This is a genomic window from Mycolicibacterium wolinskyi, assembly GCF_002101965.1.
GTDB classification, from domain to species: Bacteria; Actinomycetota; Actinomycetes; order Mycobacteriales; family Mycobacteriaceae; genus Mycobacterium; species Mycobacterium wolinskyi.
Map to the genome: position 1 here is coordinate 35968 of NZ_LQQA01000014.1, position 17385 is coordinate 53352.

Consider the following 17385-nt stretch of genomic DNA (forward strand, 5'->3'; position numbering starts at 1 on the left):
ATCTCCCTAGTTGACCGTGATCTCGACGCGGCGGTTCTGCGCCCTGCCCTGGGGGGTGTCGTTGCCTGCGATCGGATTCGCCGATCCGGCGCCGCTGGACGTCACGTGATCGGGCGCCAGACCCTGCGAAACCAGGTAGTCCGCAACGGCTTTGGCGCGATTCGCGCTGAGCGGAACGTTGATCGCGTCATTGCCGGAGCTGTCGGTGTAGCCCGTCACCGCTGCCCGCGCTCCCGGGCAGGTCTTCAATTTGTCGGCCACCTGGGTGAGCAGCTGCTCGGATCCCGAGGTCAGGCCGAACCCGTCGGTGTCGAAGTTGATCGGCGTGCGCAACAACGCCGAGACATCGTCCTGCAGCGCCGCGCACGGGCCGGGCGCCGGAGCGGGGGCCGGTGGCGGGGCCGGAGCGGTGGGTGCCGGTGGCACCGGGCCGACCGTGATGTTGTTGGTCAACTTGAGGTTTGGCCAACCCTGTTTCACGGCGGCCTCGACGGCCGCCCGCACCTCGTCGGAGGTTGCGGTCCCGGTGAGCGTCAGGCGGTCACCGTCGAGCTTGAAATCGAAATCCGGAATCCCGGCCGCCGCCGCTTGGAACACCGAACCGAGTGCAGCGGGATCCGGGGTGTTGACACCCGGCTTGATGTTCAAGTTGTCCACGAGGTTCACATCGGGACCGAACTGGGCCCGAAGGGAGTCGAGCAGTGCGGTTTTCGCCGCGTCGTCGGGCAGGTCACCGGAGAGTGTTATGTCGTTGCCGTTGCGGGTGATCGACAACGGCGCGAACGACAGGTTCGGTGTGTTGACGTCAGGCGCGTTGGGGGCGTTGAGGTTCGGCGCGTTGACGTCCGGTGCACTCAATTTCGCCGACGGGTTAACGCTTGGCAAAGTCATTGCCGCGCCGTCGCCGGACCTGTCGGTCGAACTCCAACCGATCAGGCCCAGCAACAGCGGTACGGCGAGAAGTGCGAGCAACCAACCTATTCCAGGTGGTCGCCGATAAAACTTGGAGGCTGTTTGCCAGCCCGTGATGGTCCGAGTTTCGTCCGAACTCGACATTAGGTACTCCTGAAGTCGACTGAACAACTACCTACGGCGGCCAAACAGTTCGACCGTAGCAGCAAACAACAGGAGTGTGGACGGCTCGCGGAAACTCGTTGTGCAGGTCAGCGCGCCGCGAGCAGATCGATCACGAAGATCAACGTCTTTCCCGAAAGCCGGTGACCGGAACCAGCCGGACCGTATGCCTGTGCAGGCGGGATGACGAGTTTGCGGCGCCCGCCGACGCGCATCCCCGGGATGCCGTCCTGCCAGCCCTGGATCAGACCGCGCAGCGGAAACTCAATCGACTCACCGCGATTCCAGGAGCTGTCGAACTCCTCGCCGGTGTCGTACTCGACGCCGACGTAGTGCACCTCGACAGTTCCGCCGGGCACGGCTTCTGGACCGTCGCCGACCACCAGATCGGTGATGACCAGCTCGGTGGGCGCAGGTCCATCCGGGAACTCGATCTCAGGTTTTGTACTCACCGGACCAACCGTAGTCGGGCAGACTGGCGGTGTGGCTAAAGATCAGGACATCCTCGCCGAAGTTCACCGACTCGTCGCAGAAGAGCAGGAGCTTCGCTCCAAACTGCAGCGTCGGGAGATCGACGAGGACGAAGAGCATCGGCGACTGCAGTCGCTGGAGGTGGCGCTGGACCAGTGCTGGGACCTGTTGCGGCAACGCCGGGCCTTGCGGGAGACCGGCCAGGACCCGCGGGAGGCCCAAGTCCGCCCGGCCGATGAAGTCGAGGGCTACAAGAACTGACCGGGTCGGCTCGACGTGACCCAACCACGGCTTGACGCCGTCATCGTCGGCGGCGGACACAACGGTCTGGTGGCCGCCGCCTATCTGGCCCGCGCCGGACGCCGGGTCGTCGTGCTCGAGCGTCTCGACCATGTGGGCGGTGCGGCCGTCTCCGCGCACGCCTTCGACGGCGTCGATGCCCGGCTCTCGCGGTATTCGTACCTCGTGAGCCTGTTGCCGCGGCGCATCGTCGAAGACATTGGTGCGCGGATCCGGCTGGCGCGCCGCCACTATTCGTCGTACACGCCCGATCCGTCCACCGCGGGCCGCACCGGACTGCTGATCGGGCCGGAGTCGACGTTCGCCGCCGTGGGAGCAGAGGCCGACGCCACGAGTTTTCGTGAGTTCTACCGGCGCTGCGGCCTTGTCACCGAACGGATCTGGCCGACGCTGTTGCAGCCGTTGCGCACTCGCAGCGGGCTGCGCGGCCACGTGCTGGCCGGGCAGGATGCCGAGGCCGCCGCAGCGTGGGAGGCGCTGACCGAACGGCCGATCGGCGATGCGATAACCGCCGCCGTGCAAAACGATCTGGTACGCGGCGTCATGGCCACCGACGCATTGATCGGCACGTTCGCCGACACCGGCGACCCATCGCTGCTGCAGAACGTGTGCTTCCTCTACCACCTCGTGGGCGGCGGTACCGGCGACTGGGATGTCCCGATCGGCGGGATGGGCGCCGTGACCGGCGCACTCGCCGCGTCCGCGGCCGGGTTCGGGGCCGAAATCATCACGGGTGCAGAGGTTCACGGGATCGACCCGGACGGTCAGGTGCGCTACCGGCACAACGGCAAGGCGCACCAACTCAGCGCCGACCACATTCTGGCCAACGTCACGCCCGCCGTGCTGGCCGACCTACTCGGCGAACCGGCGCCCGACACCGCACCGGGTGCCCAGGTGAAGGTCAATCTGATGCTTCGTCGACTGCCCCGGCTTCGTGACGACAGCGTCACGCCACAGCAGGCGTTCGGGGGCACGTTTCACATCAACGAGACGTTCAGTCAACTCGGCGACGCCTATGTGGCCGCGGCCGACGGGCGAGTGCCCGAGCCACTGCCCTGCGAAATCTATTGCCACTCATTGACCGACCCGAGCATCCTGTCCGACGACCTGCGGGCATCCGGAGCGCAGACGCTCACCGTCTTCGGCCTGCACACCCCGCACGCACTGGCTGTCGGCGACCCGGACCGGATGCGGGACAGGCTGACCTCCGCGGTGCTCAACTCGCTGAATTCCGTTCTGGCCGAACCGATTCAAGACGTTCTCATGGAGGACGCCGCGGGCCGGTTGTGCATCGAGGCCAAGACGACCGTCGACCTGGACCGGGCATTGGGGATGACCGCGGGCAACATCTTCCACGGCGCGTTGCGCTGGCCGTTCACCGAGGACGACGAACCGCTCGACACCCCGGCCCAGCGGTGGGGGGTCGCGACCGCGCACGACCGGATCCTGTTGTGCGGGTCCGGTTCCCGGCGCGGCGGCGCGGTGTCGGGCATCGGCGGACACAACGCGGCGATGGCGGTGCTGGAAGGCTGAGCGCCCAGCCCGCCGAAACTGCATCCAGGGCTGTAAAGAACGCGGCTAAGCAACCGGGAATGCAGTTCCGCGGAGTCTTGGCTGAGCGCCTAGCCCGACACCTTGGCCAGGATTTCGCGCAGGATATCGAGATCGGCCGCGTCGAGCGCGCCGAGCGCCTCGGGCGCCGGATCGTCGACGGCCTCGATGGCTTTCCACATGTCGCGGCCCGCCTCGGTGATCGACACCGTCTTGCACCGGCGATTGGCCGGATCGACCTTGCGGACGACCAACCCACGTTCTTCGAGGTCGTTGACGGCCACCGTCGCGGCGGGCGCGTCCATGGTGGCGGCGTGCGCGAGCTGTTTGACCGTCATCGGCGCCTGGGCCAGCCGGCGCAGGATGCGAATCCGGCTGAACGGCAGACCGCTGCGCTCGATCACCGCGCGCTTCCAGCTGTCACGGTTGTCGAACACCAGTGCGGTCAGGGCGCGCCAGACTTCGTCGGCCGCCGGATTACCGGACATGTGCCACCTCGGAGCTGCGATGGTGCTGGCCGATCAACGGCGCCAGCCGCTCCGCCGAACGCAGTGCCCACGGCGACGTGGACACGATGCCCAGCATGAAGATCAGCACACCAAAACCGGCGAATACCAACCAGAGTGGCCGGGCGGCGGCCGCGAAGTCGATCGAGTTGTCGGTCAACGCCGCGCCCAGCGCCGAACCGCACAGCGCCACACCGAGGCTCACGCCGACCTGGCGGCTGGTCGATGCCACGGCCGAGGCGGCGCCGGCCCGGTCGGTGGGCATCCCGCTGACGGCCGTGTTGGTGATGGGCGCGTTGACCATCGAGAACCCGATGCCGATCACCGCGAACACGATCAGCAGCTGCCACACCGGCGTGGTGCCGGTGATCTGGGTGAGCATCAGGGTTGAAGTGGTCAGCAGCGCACCGGAGATCAGCAGTGACGGCCTGGCCCCGAACCGTCCGACCATCCGCCCTGACAGCGGCGAAAAGATCAGGGCGCCAACGGCTACCGGCAGATAGATCAGGCCGGTGTGCATTGCCGAAAAGCCCCGGTGGTCCTGCAGGTACAGCGACATCAAGAACAGGAACGCGCCCCACGTCGCGAACGCGCACACCGCGATCCCGGTCGCGGACGCGAACGGAACGCTGCGGAAGAACCGCAGGTCGATGAACGGATCACGGCGTCGCGACTCAAAGCGCAGGAACACCACGAAGGCGATCACGGCGACAACACCGATCCCGACGATGAGCGGGTGATCCCAGCCGAGGAACGGTCCCTCGATCAGCACGAAGACGACACCGAACAGGAATGCCACCCCCAGCAGCTGGCCGATCGGATCGATGTCGCGCATCGTGGCCGACTTGGACTCCGGCACGAAGATCGCCGTGAGGAGGATGGCCAGTGCGCAGATCGGCAGGTTGATCCAGAACACCGCACGCCAGTCCACGTACTCGATCAGGGCGCCGCCGACGATCGGGCCGAGCGCCATGGAGATACCGACAACGCCGCCCCACACGCCGATGGCGCGTGCTCGTTCCACCCGGCCGGTGAACACCTGCGTGATGATCGACATCGCGACCGGGTTCATCATCGAACCGCCCAGTGCCTGCAGGAACCGGGCGGCGATCAGGGTTTCGATGTTGGGGGCGATGCTGCACAGCAGCGATGCCGTCGCAAAGACCGTCAAGCCGATCTGGAACGTGCGCCGCCTGCCGAAGCGGTCGCCTGCGGCACCCGACAGCAGCAGTACCGACGCCAACGCGAGCGTGTAGATGTCGATGACCCACTGCAGCTGCGACGGTGAGGCATCGAGATCGGCGCGGATGCTCGGGATGGCGACGTTGACGATGGTCGCATCCATCGACACGATCAGCAGGCTCAGACAGCACGAGACGAGGATGATCGCCTTGCGCCGAGCGCTGAGCGGTTCGACGGTTTCAATCACACAACGATTGTGAATCTACAACTATTGTTCTCGCAAGCACCGACCATCGGTGAGAATCGTCACCGTGAACGAACGGAACTCCCGCGTGGCGGCCGCCGTCGCCGCCGCAGGCATCGAACCGGCCATCAAGATCCTCGACGCCGACGCCAAGACCGCCGCCGCGGCGGCCGCCCAATTGGGTTGTGAAGTCGGCGCAATCGCCAACAGTCTCGTATTCGAATGCGACGGCGAGCCACTGCTCGTCATGGCCAGCGGGGCGGCACGGGTGAACACCGACGTGCTGGCACAACACCTGGGAGCCCACACGATCGCCAAGGCCGACGCGAAACTCGTGCGCAGTGCAACGGGCCAAGTCATCGGCGGTGTCGCGCCCACGGGCCATCCTGCCCCGTTACGGACGGTCGTGGACGAGACGCTGGCGTCCTACCCGCTGATCTGGACCGCCGCGGGCACGGCCGACTCGGTGATGCCGTTGACCTACGACCAGCTGCTGAGCCTCACCGGAGGAAAGGCCGTCGCGGTCCGCTAGGTCTTGCGGGCTAGCGGCCCGAGATGTCGGAGTACGCGCGCTCGGTGTAGCCGGTGTAGATCTGGCGCGGGCGGCCGATCTTGTTGGGCTCGGAGTGCATCTCACGCCAGTGCGCGATCCAGCCGGGCAGCCGGCCGAGCGCGAACAGCACGGTGAACATGCGGGTCGGGAAGCCCATGGCCCGGTAGATCACGCCGGTGTAGTAGTCGACGTTCGGGTAGAGCTTGCGCTCGATGAAGAACTCGTCGGTCAGCGCGATCTCTTCGAGCGCCTTGGCGATGTCGAGCAGTTCGTCGTCGCCGCCGAGCTTGCCCAGGATCTTGTCGGCCTGCTCCTTGACGATGCGTGCGCGCGGGTCGTAGTTCTTGTAGACCCGGTGGCCGAAGCCCATGAGCTTGACGCCGTCCTCGCGGTTCTTGACCTTCTTGACGAAGTCGTGAACGTCGCCGCCCTCGGTGCGGATCTTCTCCAGCATCTCCAACACGGCCTGGTTGGCGCCGCCGTGCAGCGGGCCCCACAGCGCGTTGATGCCACCCGAGATCGAGGTGAACAGGTTGGCCTGCGACGAGCCGACCAGCCGCACCGTCGACGTCGAGCAGTTCTGCTCGTGATCGGCGTGCAGGATCAGCAGCATGTCCAGCGCGCGCACGATCTCCGGATCGACCTCATACGGCTCGGCCGGGAAGCCGAACGTCATGCGCAGGAAGTTCTCGACGAGCGTCAGCGAGTTGTCCGGGTACAGGAACGGCTGGCCGACCGACTTCTTGTAGGCGTAGGCCGCGATGGTCGGCAGCTTGGCCAGCAGCCGGATCGTCGACAGCTCGACCTGATCGTTGTCGAGCGGATCGAGCGAGTCCTGGTAGTACGCGCTCAACGCGTTGGCCGCACTCGACAGCACCGGCATGGGGTGCGCATTGCGCGGGAACCCGTCGAAGAACCGCTTGAGGTCCTCGTGCAGCAGGGTATGGCGCTGAATCTGGGTGGTGAACTTCTCCAGCTGCTCGGCCGTCGGCAGCTCGCCGTAGATCAGCAGGTAGCTGACCTCGATGAACGTCGACTTCTCGGCCAGCTGCTCGATCGGGTAACCCCGGTAGCGCAGGATTCCGGCATCACCGTCGATATAGGTGATAGCGGACTTGGTGGACGCGGTGTTGACGAAGCCACCATCGAACGTGGTGTAGCCGGACTTGGCCAGCAACGGGCCAAGCGCGATTCCGTCAGCGCCCTCGGTGGCGTGGACAATCTCCAGATCGAGCTCGCCACCTGGGTACTGGAGGGTGGCGTGCTCTTGCCCACTCGACGGGTTTTCGGCCACGGGAATCCCTTCATCGACGCTGGGAACCGACAACTGCTCTACAAAAGGTAGTCGCATTCAGTCGGCGGTGCCCGCGGGGGGTTACCAACCGGTCACACCAACTGGCCGACCGGTTGGTGAAGCCCTGCGGTTACCTCCAGAAACTCTGCATAGGTGCTCTCGATGCGGGCGACGATGCCGTCGACGGTCATGGTCGCCCAGTCCACGGCCGGCCCCAGTTGCGCCAGCGACGTCATGATGATCGAACCCCACACCGCGGCCGTCAGCTGGAGTCGGCGGTCGTCGCCGGACACCCCCATCCGCTTCGCGAGAGCGGCGTTGACGGCGTCCATCCGGAACTGTGACGCCGCGTGCATGAGCGCCGCCGACGACGTGATGATGCGAGCCGAGGCGAGCAGTCGGTCGGCCGTCAGCCGGCTGGGCGGTGCGGTCTTGGTCTTGGTGAACGCCTGCACGTGCGCCCGGTATAGAGCCTCGATGTCGCTGACTTCCGGAGGCTGTTCGGCGAGTTCGACCGCGACCATTTCGACCACCTCGTCGATGAACGCCAACACCACGGCGTCCTTGGTGGCGAAGTACCGACTGAACGTGCGCGGCGACACTTCGGCGACCGCGGCGATCTGGTCGACGGTCGTCTGTTCGAATCCCTGCCGGTTGCACAGCTCGACCGCGGCGTCGATCAACGTCGCCCGAGTGCGCTGCTTCTTCCGCTCGCGCAGACCGGGCTCGGTCTGCCGCACCTCTTGCGCCACGACCGGATGCTATCCCCATTACGTGAGGGTTACGGGCAACTAAGTGACAACCGGTGCAATTTGCCGGTGCTCAGACTTTGTCCGGCTCGGACTGATCGTCACGAGCCGCGAACCCGGCGACGCGATATCGCACGAATGCCGGAACGACCAGCGCCGCGATCACCACGCCGACGACCACGAGCGCTCCGCCGCCTGCCGCCGCCACCGTCGTACCGACCGCGGCCGCGGCCGCACCGTGCAACGTGTCAGCAAGCCGCGGACCGCCCGCCACAACGACGGTGAAGACGCCCTGCAGCCGCCCGCGAAGCTCATCCGAGGCGGCCTGCTGCAGGATCGTCGACCGGAACGCCGCCGACACCATGTCCGCAGCGCCACCAATTGCCAAGAACGCCAAGGCAATCCACAAGAACGTCCCTGCGGTCCCGCCCGCCAGCCCACCTGCCAGGCCGAACCCGACCATCGCGACGCCCCAGGCGACGATGGCCACGACGACCGCAAGGCCCTGCCTGCGGATCCGTGGCAGCCACCCCGAGAACACCCCGCCCAGCACCGCGCCTGCCGACATCGCCGCGGCCAGCAGCGCCATCACGGTGCCGCCTTCGACCGGGCCGCCGAAGCTCTCGTGCGCCATCTGCGGGAACAGCGCACGCGGCATGCCGAAGATCATCGCGATGAGGTCGACGACGAACGACATCAGCACCACGCGGTTGCCGGCGAGGTAGCGGAAGCCGTCGAGGACGGCGGTCAGCCCCCAGCGCGCCGAGCCCTGTTCGGTGCTCGTCGGCGGCATCGGCGCGAGGCGCACCGTGGCCCAGATCGGCGCCAGACAGGTGATCGCATCGATCAGGTACAGCGTCGAGAGGTCCACCCAGCTGAGCAACAGACCGGCCAGCAGCGGGCCGACGATGGCGCCGAACTGCATGACGGTCATGTTCAGCGAGTTGGCCGCGGGCAACTGTTCGCCCGGCACCATGCGGGGGATCGCCGCGGACCGCGTCGGGCTGTTGATCGCGTAGAACGCCTGCTGCACCGACAGCAGGCAGAGCACCACCCAGACGTTGTCGAGCCCGGCGGCCGCCTGCACCCACAGCAGCACCGAAGACACGGCCAGCCCGATCGACGCGATGATCAGCAGCAGCCTGCGGTCCATCGCGTCGGCCCACGCACCGCCCCACAGGCCGAACACGATCAACGGCACCAAGGCGAACAATCCCGACAGCCCGACGTAGGCCGAGTTCTGGGTGAGCGCGTACAGCTGCACCGGCACCGCGAAGATCGTCAGGTTGGCGCCGATGACGGTCGGGATGCCGGCCAGCCACAACCGGCGGAAGTCTGGTGAGCGCAGCGGTGTGGTGTCGGCGAAGAAGCCCCGCACGGGTTACGGCTGAAGCCGCTCGACGCGGCAGCCATCTGCCGGCGCGTCGGCGCCCTCTATGCGAATCCGGTTGTGCACCCGGTTTTCCCGGCCCTGCCAGAACTCGACGACCTCCGGGGCGATCAGATAACCGCCCCAGTTGGGCGGTACCGGTACCTCGTCGAGTTCGGCGAACCGTTCGGTGACCTCGGCGAGCCGCTCCATGAGTGCCGCGCGGCTGTCGATCGGGCGCGACTGCTGCGACGCCCACGCACCCAGCTGCGACCCCCGCGGGCGCTTGGACCAGTATTCGGCGGTGGCCTCGGCCGCCACCTTGGTGACCGGACCGCGTACGTGTACCTGACGGCCCAGCTGATACCACGGGAACGTCGCCGACGCATACGGATTCGCGGCGAGCTGCTCGCCCTTGGCGGAGTCGTAGTTCGTGTAGAACGTGATGCCGGTCTGGTCCACGCTCTTGCACAACACCGACCGCGTCACAGGCCTTCCCCGCTCGTCGACGGTGGCGACCACCATCGCGTTCGGCTCGGCCACCCGGGCCTGATGAGCCTCGGAAAGCCAGGTCCGCAGCAGGGTCAGCCAGCCGGTCGCGGGATCGTCGCCGAGCCAATCCACGTCGAGATCGCCGTGGCCGTCCTTCTCCACATATTCGACGCGCATGGCCGCCAGGTCTGCGTCTTCTCTGCCGTCATCCGGTATTGCCACCGCGATAACGCTACGCCTGCACGCGGGTGCGAGAATCTGCCCATGGCAGCCGTACCGGACGACTTCATCGCCGGATTGGAAGGCGTCGTCGCCTTCACCACCGAAATCGCAGAGCCCGACAAGGACGGTGGCGCGCTGCGTTACCGCGGCGTCGACATCGAGGAACTGGTCACCCGGCGCGTCACGTTCGGTGACGTATGGGGGTTGTTGGTCGACGGCAGTTTCGGCACCGGTCTGCCGCCCGCCGAACCGTTCCCGTTGCCGATCCACAGCGGTGACGTCCGCGTCGACGTCCAAGCGGGGCTCGCGATGCTCGCCCCGATCTGGGGTTACGCCCCCATACTCGACGTCGACGAATCCACGGCGCGCGAACAGTTGGCCCGCGCGTCGGTGATGGCGCTGTCCTACGTCGCGCAGTCTGCCCGTGGCATCTATCAGCCCGCGGTGCCGCAGCGCACGATCGACGAATGCCCCACTGTGACAGCACGTTTCATGACGCGCTGGCAAGGCGACCCGGACCCCAAGCACGTCGAGGCGATCGACGCCTATTGGGTGACCGCCGCCGAACACGGCATGAACGCGTCCACCTTCACCGCCAGGGTGATCGCCTCCACCGGAGCCGACGTGGCGGCCGCGTTGTCCGGAGCAGTCGGCGCGATGAGCGGCCCGCTGCACGGCGGCGCCCCGGCACGTGTGCTGCCGATGATCGAGGAGGTCGAGAAGTCCGGCGACGCGCGCGCCGTGGTGAAGGCCATCCTCGACAGCGGGGACAAGCTCATGGGATTCGGACACCGCGTGTACCGTGCCGAGGATCCGCGGGCCCGCGTATTGCGGGCGACCGCGCAGCGGTTGGGCGCCCCACGCTACGAGGTGGCCGTGGCACTCGAGCAGGCGGCGTTGGCCGAGCTGCGCGAACGCCGGCCCGACCGCGCGATCGAGACCAACGTCGAGTTCTGGGCCGCGGTGATCCTGGACTTCGCCCAGGTGCCCGCGACGATGATGCCCGCGATGTTCACGTGCGGGCGCACGGCGGGCTGGTGTGCGCACATTCTCGAACAGAAGCGGCTGGGCAAGCTCGTGCGCCCGTCTGCCATCTACGTCGGCCCCGAGCCACGCAGCGCGGAATCCGTTGCCGGGTGGGACAAGATCGCGGTGCGATGACCGCCGACGTCTTCGCTTCCGCGGCACACGCATTCGCCCGGCTGGTGCGGGCACTGCCCGCGGACATGTTCGACGGCCCCGGGCTCGGCGAGTGGGATCTGCGTGCGCTCGTCGGTCACACCTCGCGGTCGCTGGTCACCGTCAGCACCTACCTGCACTCCCCCGCAGCCGAGGCCACCCTCGCCGGACCGGTCGAGTACTACGTCGCGATCCGGAACTTCATGTCCGAAGCCGGCGCCGAGGCGATCGTCGAGCGCGGCAGGCAGGCCGGCCGCGACCTCGGCGACGATCCGGTTGCTGCAGTGGAACAGCTTGTGGAGCAAGCGCTTTCGGATATCGACGGGGTGGGCGACCCGCCGATCACGGTGATCGGCGGCTACGGCATCCGGTTGAGCGACTACCTGCAGACCCGCATCTTCGAACTGGCCGTCCACAGCCTCGACATCGCCCGCGCGACCGGGGTGGCGGCACACCTGCCCGCCGACGTCCTGGCGGCCGCGACGACGCTGGCGGCCGGGATCGGCGTGGCGCTGGGCGACGGCGGGACGGTGCTCCTGGCGCTCACCGGTCGGGCCGGATTGCCGGAGTCGTTCTCCGTCGTCTAGCGCTGCAGCCTAGGCCTGCTGTGCGATCTGGATCAGATTGCCGCACGTGTCGTCGAACACCGCGGTGATGACGGGCCCCATCGCGGTCGGCTTCTGCGTGAACTGGACGCCCAGTGCAGCAAGCCGTTCGTACTCGGCCGCGACGTCGTCGACCGCGAACGACGTGAACGGGATGCCGTCGGCCACCAACGCGTCCTTGAACGGCTTGGCCGCCGGATGCCCGCTGGGTTCGAGCACCAGTTCCGTACCGTCGGGGTCCTGCGGGGACACCACGGTGATCCACCGGTCGACGCCCATCGGAATGTCGTGTTTCAGAACGAAACCCAGCACGTCGGTGTAGAAGCGGAGGCCTTTCTCCTGGTCGTCCACGAGCACGCTGGTCAGATTGATTCTCATGTCGGTCCCTCTCCCCCATCGGTTTCGGTGTGCTTGTCACGGGGCTGCTTGAGCCAGCGCTCGACGATCGGTTCGAGCGGTGCGGTGTTGATGTGGTGGAACTTGTACCTGCCCTCGCGCCTGGTCTCGATCAGGCCCGCGTCCTCGAGCACGTCGAGGTGCTGCGAGACCGCCTGCCGGGTCGAGGACAGGCCGTGATTGGTCAGCAGCCGGGCACAGATCTCGAACAGCGTCTGGCCGTCGCGTTCGGTCAGCTCGTCGAGAATTGTCCGCCGGGTGGGATCGGCCAAGGCCTTGAAGACGTCACCCACACGAGCAACAATAGGCAAGCAGCCACTTGCATGTCAATGTCCGCGAGGTTGTCGGACCCTGGTGGTTGCATGGGCCATGCCGCAGCGATGAGATCCGCCCACGCGACGGGTCTGCATTGTGTCCGCCCACTATCACCAGGAGAAACCCATGGCGATCGAAGTAACTCCCGCAGTGTCACCGCACCTCGTCGTCGACGACGCGGCTGCCGCGATCGACTTCTATGTCAAGGCTTTTGACGCCACCGAGCTGGGCCGCGTGCCCGGCCCGGACGGCAAGCTCATTCACGCGGCGGTCAACATCAACGGGTCCACCGTCATGCTCAACGACGATTTCCCGGAGTTCAGCGAAGGCAAGTCGTCGACACCCAAGGCGCTGGGCGGCACGCCCGTGACGATCCACCTGACGGTCACCGACGTCGACGCCAAATTCGCCCGCGCGGTCGAGGCAGGCGCCGAGGTCGTCCACCCGCTCGAGGACCAGTTCTGGGGTGATCGCTACGGCGTGGTCCGCGACCCGTTCGGGCACCAGTGGTCGCTTGGCCAACCGGTGCGCGAGGTCAGCATGGAGGAGATCGAAGAGGCGATGAAGTCGGCGCAGTAACGGTCAGAAGACCGCCTTCTGGACCTGATCGGGCCCGCTGATCTCGCCGTCGGGCAGCTTGCCGAGGGCGTCGATGATCTCGCTGTCGGCGCCGTTGGTCTTGGCGTGCTCGATCAGGTCCTGCTTGGAGGACGGGTACTTCGCACCGGACAGAGCCTTCTGCACATCGATGGGGTTCGGCATTGGTGTTGCTCCCTTCACGTGACTATCGGTCGGGAGTAGCCGGGCCCCGAAATTCGAAACCTGATCTCACATTTCGCGGGGGATCCACGTCTACCGGGTGTGACAGCTCTGAACGAGACCGCAAACGTCCTGCACGGCATGTACGCCGCTGAACGCGACTACCTCGCCGCCGGCGGCCCCGGTGCGGCGAACTTCGACATCCTCGCGCCGTTCTTCGCACCCGACGTCGTCCTGCATCAGGCCGAGGCGCTGCCCTATGGCGGAACGTGGCGCGGCCACGACGGCATGGAGCGGTTCTTCACCGCGATGAGCGCGACGTGGTCGGCGTTCGAAATGGTCGAACAGGACTTCCTCTCGACCGCCGACACCGCCGTCGTACTCACGCAGGTGCATGCCCGTTCCCGGGCGACCGGCCGAGACCTGGACTTCCCGATCCTGCAGACAATCCGCGTGATCGACGGACGGATCGCCGAGGTGCGGCCGTTCTACTGGGACACCGCGGCGATCGTCGCGGCGACCAGTTAGCGGAGCAGCCCGGCCAGCAGCCGCTGGTGCACCGGTCGTGTCGGCGCGGTCGCGGCGGCCGCGAGCATCGCGTCGACGGTCGTGAACTTGTCGCGCGGGCGGTCCTCGCCGCCGCGGGCGATCTCGGCGGCGTCGATCGCCTGCCAGCCGGCGGCATCGACGACGTCAGGCTGACGCGTATGCACGAGCTTGTCGAGCGCGGACGGCTTGTGGGCCGGGTCTGCCAGCGTTCCCGCGTTGTAGTCGTCGACCAGGTTGCGGACGGTCTCGGCCGCGCACGACTTGTTCGTACCGATGAACCCGGTGGGTCCACGCTTGATCCAGCCGGCGACATACGCGCCGCGCACCGGCTTGCCGGTCGCCCGATCCATCACGCGGCCACCGTCGTTGGGCACGACCGATGCGGCGTCGTCGAACGGCAGATCGGCAATCGCCTTGCCGCGGTGGCCGATTGACGTGAGCACCAACCCGGCGTCGATCGTGCGAACCTGATCGGTGCCGGTGACACCGAATTCGATGCCGGTCACGCGGCCGTCGCCCAGCACGCGTTGTGGCGTCAGCTGGTAGGCCAGCCGGATACGCGGCCGGGTGATCGGCGCGGACGCGTCGCCCAGCTTCGACAGGATCTCGAGTTTGTTGCGGGTCAACGGATCCGACGCGGTGGCCAGATCGCGCTGCACCAGTTCGTGATCGGCCGCGTCGAGCACGACGTCGCACGTCGCCGTCAGCCCGATCAGCTCGGGCAGGGTGAACGCCGAGGAAGCCGGCCCGCGCCGGGCCGCGACAACCACTTCCTGCACCTGCGACGACCGCAGCGCGGCGAGCGCATGGTCGGAGATGTCGGTGCGCGCCAACGCATCCGGATCCGTGGTGAGCACCCGCGCGACGTCGAATGCGACGTTGCCGTTGCCGACGATGACCACCCGTTCGTGACTCAGGTCGACCGGCAGCGCGGTGAATTCCGGATGCCCGTTGATCCAGGCCACCATCTCGGTGGCGGTCCCGGTGCCGAGCAGGCCCATGCCGTCGATCTCCAGGCGCCGGTCATTGGGGGCACCGACGGCGTACAGCACCGCGTGGTGGTGTTCGAGCAGATCGGCATGCGACAGATGCTTGCCGACCTCTACGTTGAGGAAGAACTTGAATCCCCGCTGCTGGGCCATGCGGTCGAACAGGCGCGTGACGCGCTTGGTGCTCTGATGGTCGGGCGCGACCCCGGCACGCACGAGCCCGTACGGCGTCGGCAGCTTCTCGAACACGTTGACGCGCACACCGCGCTGCGTGAGCAGTTCGTCGGCCGCGTACATCGCGGCCGGCCCCGACCCGACGATCGCGACCGTCAGCGGGCCGCCCCGCGTGATCTTCGGCGCAGGCAACACCGGCGCCAGCTTGGACGTCGGCGGCAGCTTGCCCTCGCGCTTCGGATAGAAGGACGCGTTCAGTTCGATGAACGGCAGCTGCTTGGGCTCCAGCTTGGTGTCCGGCGCGATCGCACCGACCGGGCACGCGCTGACGCACGCACCACAGTCGACACACGCGTCGGGATCGATGTAGAGCATCTCCGCCGTCGCGAAGCCCGGCTCATCCGGTGACGGATGGATGCAGTTCACCGGGCACGCGTAGACACAGGACCCGTCGCTGCAACACGACTGGGTGATCACATGGGGCATGCGAGACCTAGGCGACCGACACCAGGTGCTCGCGCTGCGGCTCGCTGCGATAGCGGCTCGGCGGCCCGTCGATCTTGCAGATCTTCCACATGAGCTTGGCGATCGGGTTCATCAGGCCGGTGTCGTAGCACAGCATCCGGACGTCACCGAACATGTCCCGCAACATCTTCCGAGACTCGGGAGATCCGAAGAACAGCTCCTTGCGCACCGAGCGCGGGATGTCGAATTCCTTCCAGAACGCGCGCGGCGGAACGATGATCGCCGAGCACAGGATGCGCATGGTCAGCGGCACGAACAACGACAGCAGCCACCGCTGGCGGCGACGCAGGTGCGGAACGCGCTTGTGCAGGTACTGGTGCGCGAACGAGATGTGGCGCGCCTCCTCGGCGACGTGAATCGCCATGACCCGCTCCATGATCGGGTGCAGGGACTTGCCCTCGCGCAGCACGTTCTTCTGCGTGTGGTCGATGGGCTCCTCGCCGGCGAGCACGCCGAAGAAGAACGGGATCGGCAGCGGGCCCGCAGCCAGCGGGATCAGCGGCTGCAGCCACTTGAGCAGCCGCGGCATGCCCGGGACGTCCTTGCCGATGCGGTTCACCATCTCCTGGAACATCAGGGTGTGGTTGCACTCCTCGACGGACTCATGCAGGCAGTACCGGTACTCCGGCGAGCCGTTGGGCACCCAGAACGAGTACTCCATCAGGCCGCGGATGAGGATGTTCTCGAAGTGCAGACCGACCTTGGCGACGTTGGCCTGGCGCCACATGCCGATCTCGATCTGCCGCTCCTGGGGCTGCGCCTGGTACCACGGGTGACCGCCCATCGGGTCGGTCGCCGGCAGGATCCAGCGGGGATCGTTGGGGACGACGGCAAACTCCGGCGAGTCCCACTCGATGTCCTTGTACGGATTGAAGTTGCGCCGCACCGACCCCTCGGACAGTGTGGTGAGCATGTCAACGTACTGGGTGTCGTCGCTGACATCCATGTTCCGACGCCAACGCCTGACCATCTTGGTCCGAGCCATGTTGCAGAACCTCTCGTTCTCGTGTTGAGGTTTACATCTACCCACTTGTTGTACAACGGTACCGCAGGTATCGAGTAAATGTCCATGCCTGATTTGAAGAGTTTGCTAAGGAATCGGTCGCCGTGGTCGAGCTGAAGACAAAAGACGAGGTCGAGGCCATGGCTTCCGCGGGCGCAGTCGTCGCCGAAGCATTGCGCGCAGTCGTCGCACACGGCGCTCCGGGTCGCACGACCGCCGATCTCGACCGAATCGCGGCCGAAGTGCTGGCCTCGCACGGCGCCACGTCGCCGTTTCTGAACTACCACCCGCGCTGGGCGCCGAGCCCGTTTCCGGCGGTGCTGTGCGTGAGCGTCAACGACGCCGTCGTGCACGGCGTGCCGAACGGCCAGGTGCTCGCCGACGGTGACCTCGTGTCGGTGGACTTCGGAGCAATCTTGAACGGCTGGTGTGGCGACGCCGCCCGCAGTTTCGTCGTCGGAACGCCGCGCCCCGCCGACACCGCGTTGATCGAGGCGACCGATGCGGCGCTGGCCGCGGGCATCGCGGCGGTCCGGCCGGGCAACACGCTCGGCGACATCGGCCACGCCATCGCGTCGGTGGCCCGCGGCGCGGGATACGGCCAGCTCGCAGACCACGGCGGGCACGGCATCGGCCGAACGATGCACGAGGATCCGCACGTCCCAAACGAGGGAAGGCCCGGCAAGGGCATGAAGCTGCGGCCGGGAATGGTGCTCGCGATCGAGCCGATGCTCATCGCCGACGGCACCGACGACTACCTCCACGATTCCGACGGCTGGACCTTGCGTACCGCGACCGGCGCCCGCGCCGCGCACAGCGAGCACACCGTGGCCGTGACCGCCGACGGCGCTCGGATTCTGACGCTCTAGTGGCGACCGTGGGGC

General features: G+C 67.0%; 21 protein-coding genes. 8 read left to right on the forward strand and 13 right to left on the reverse strand.

The features are described 5' to 3' along the window. Window positions 1-6: 6 nt before the first annotated feature. Entirely contained in the window at window positions 7-1056 is a 1050-nt protein-coding gene (gene arfA / locus AWC31_RS14235) for a channel-forming protein ArfA/OmpATb (protein ID WP_445252269.1), read from the reverse strand. 107 nt (window positions 1057-1163) lie between these two features. Beyond that, entirely contained in the window at window positions 1164-1526 is a 363-nt protein-coding gene (locus AWC31_RS14240) for an FKBP-type peptidyl-prolyl cis-trans isomerase (protein WP_036433691.1), read from the reverse strand. A gap of 31 nt (window positions 1527-1557) precedes the next feature. Between AWC31_RS14240 and AWC31_RS14245 the strand changes: the two genes are divergently transcribed. Further along, window positions 1558-1806, forward strand: coding sequence for a DUF2630 family protein (locus AWC31_RS14245; RefSeq protein ID WP_084356506.1), 249 nt, complete (start codon window positions 1558-1560; stop codon window positions 1804-1806). Between the two features lie 15 nt (window positions 1807-1821). Then, a complete protein-coding gene (locus tag AWC31_RS14250; protein WP_085144855.1) occupies window positions 1822-3378 on the forward strand; it encodes a phytoene desaturase family protein in 1557 nt (518 codons plus the stop codon). 89 nt (window positions 3379-3467) lie between these two features. Here AWC31_RS14250 and AWC31_RS14255 read toward each other — a convergent pair whose 3' ends face one another. Together AWC31_RS14255 and AWC31_RS14260 are read right to left on the reverse strand one after the other, a co-directional pair. Next, on the reverse strand, window positions 3468-3884 hold the full coding sequence (locus AWC31_RS14255) for a MarR family winged helix-turn-helix transcriptional regulator (RefSeq protein ID WP_085144856.1): 417 nt from the start codon (window positions 3882-3884) through the stop codon (window positions 3468-3470). After that, a complete protein-coding gene (locus tag AWC31_RS14260; protein WP_085144857.1) occupies window positions 3874-5331 on the reverse strand; it encodes an MFS transporter in 1458 nt (485 codons plus the stop codon). Before AWC31_RS14260 ends, AWC31_RS14255 begins: the two co-directional genes overlap by 11 nt. Window positions 5332-5395: 64 nt before the next feature. Here AWC31_RS14260 and AWC31_RS14265 point away from each other — a divergent pair, with 64 nt between their 5' ends. Then, entirely contained in the window at window positions 5396-5860 is a 465-nt protein-coding gene (locus AWC31_RS14265; RefSeq protein WP_234816855.1) for a YbaK/EbsC family protein, read from the forward strand. Between the two features lie 10 nt (window positions 5861-5870). Here the strand turns inward: AWC31_RS14265 and AWC31_RS14270 are convergent, their stop codons facing one another. From AWC31_RS14270 to pdxH, 4 genes are all read right to left on the reverse strand, one after another. After that, window positions 5871-7175 (reverse strand): citrate synthase, encoded by a 1305-nt coding sequence (locus AWC31_RS14270; protein WP_067846185.1) that lies wholly within the window; start codon window positions 7173-7175, stop codon window positions 5871-5873. Between the two features lie 92 nt (window positions 7176-7267). After that, window positions 7268-7927 carry a TetR family transcriptional regulator gene (locus AWC31_RS14275; protein ID WP_085144859.1) on the reverse strand — a complete coding sequence of 220 codons (660 nt, stop codon included), beginning with the start codon at window positions 7925-7927 and terminating at the stop codon, window positions 7268-7270. Between the two features lie 70 nt (window positions 7928-7997). Then, window positions 7998-9302: an MFS transporter gene (locus tag AWC31_RS14280; RefSeq protein WP_085144860.1), complete on the reverse strand. Its 1305-nt coding sequence runs from the start codon at window positions 9300-9302 to the stop codon at window positions 7998-8000. 3 nt (window positions 9303-9305) lie between these two features. Continuing rightward, window positions 9306-10007, reverse strand: coding sequence for a pyridoxamine 5'-phosphate oxidase (gene pdxH / locus AWC31_RS14285; protein WP_085144861.1), 702 nt, complete (start codon window positions 10005-10007; stop codon window positions 9306-9308). A gap of 42 nt (window positions 10008-10049) precedes the next feature. Between pdxH and AWC31_RS14290 the strand changes: the two genes are divergently transcribed. Both AWC31_RS14290 and AWC31_RS14295 read left to right on the forward strand, forming a co-directional pair. Continuing rightward, window positions 10050-11168, forward strand: a complete 1119-nt coding sequence (locus AWC31_RS14290; RefSeq protein ID WP_085144862.1) for a citrate synthase 2 — start codon at window positions 10050-10052, stop codon at window positions 11166-11168. Next, window positions 11165-11773: a maleylpyruvate isomerase N-terminal domain-containing protein gene (locus AWC31_RS14295; protein WP_085144863.1), complete on the forward strand. Its 609-nt coding sequence runs from the start codon at window positions 11165-11167 to the stop codon at window positions 11771-11773. The genes AWC31_RS14290 and AWC31_RS14295 overlap by 4 nt, the downstream gene beginning before the upstream one ends. A gap of 9 nt (window positions 11774-11782) precedes the next feature. On the opposite strand, the gene AWC31_RS14300 is transcribed toward AWC31_RS14295, so the two are convergent. Then, window positions 11783-12169, reverse strand: a complete 387-nt coding sequence (locus tag AWC31_RS14300; RefSeq protein ID WP_085144864.1) for a VOC family protein — start codon at window positions 12167-12169, stop codon at window positions 11783-11785. Next, window positions 12166-12480: an ArsR/SmtB family transcription factor gene (locus AWC31_RS14305; RefSeq protein ID WP_085144865.1), complete on the reverse strand. Its 315-nt coding sequence runs from the start codon at window positions 12478-12480 to the stop codon at window positions 12166-12168. The genes AWC31_RS14300 and AWC31_RS14305 overlap by 4 nt, the downstream gene beginning before the upstream one ends. 148 nt (window positions 12481-12628) lie before the next feature. On the opposite strand from AWC31_RS14305, the gene AWC31_RS14310 reads away from it, so the two are divergent. Then, window positions 12629-13081, forward strand: coding sequence for a VOC family protein (locus tag AWC31_RS14310; RefSeq protein ID WP_067846930.1), 453 nt, complete (start codon window positions 12629-12631; stop codon window positions 13079-13081). A 3-nt stretch (window positions 13082-13084) separates the two neighbouring features. Here AWC31_RS14310 and AWC31_RS14315 read toward each other — a convergent pair whose 3' ends face one another. Further along, window positions 13085-13264 carry a DUF2795 domain-containing protein gene (locus AWC31_RS14315; protein ID WP_085144866.1) on the reverse strand — a complete coding sequence of 60 codons (180 nt, stop codon included), beginning with the start codon at window positions 13262-13264 and terminating at the stop codon, window positions 13085-13087. 99 nt (window positions 13265-13363) lie between these two features. On the opposite strand from AWC31_RS14315, the gene AWC31_RS14320 reads away from it, so the two are divergent. Further along, complete coding sequence (locus AWC31_RS14320; protein ID WP_234816856.1) at window positions 13364-13789, forward strand: nuclear transport factor 2 family protein; 426 nt, start codon at window positions 13364-13366, stop codon at window positions 13787-13789. Here the strand turns inward: AWC31_RS14320 and AWC31_RS14325 are convergent. Together AWC31_RS14325 and AWC31_RS14330 are read right to left on the reverse strand one after the other, a co-directional pair. Then, window positions 13786-15459 (reverse strand): 4Fe-4S binding protein, encoded by a 1674-nt coding sequence (locus tag AWC31_RS14325; RefSeq protein ID WP_085144867.1) that lies wholly within the window; start codon window positions 15457-15459, stop codon window positions 13786-13788. The genes AWC31_RS14320 and AWC31_RS14325 overlap by 4 nt on opposite strands. Before the next feature lie 7 nt (window positions 15460-15466). Further along, complete coding sequence (locus AWC31_RS14330; protein ID WP_067846217.1) at window positions 15467-16483, reverse strand: AurF N-oxygenase family protein; 1017 nt, start codon at window positions 16481-16483, stop codon at window positions 15467-15469. A 122-nt stretch (window positions 16484-16605) separates the two neighbouring features. Between AWC31_RS14330 and map the strand changes: the two genes are divergently transcribed. Then, entirely contained in the window at window positions 16606-17370 is a 765-nt protein-coding gene (gene map / locus AWC31_RS14335) for a type I methionyl aminopeptidase (protein WP_085144868.1), read from the forward strand. Window positions 17371-17385 lie beyond the last annotated feature (15 nt).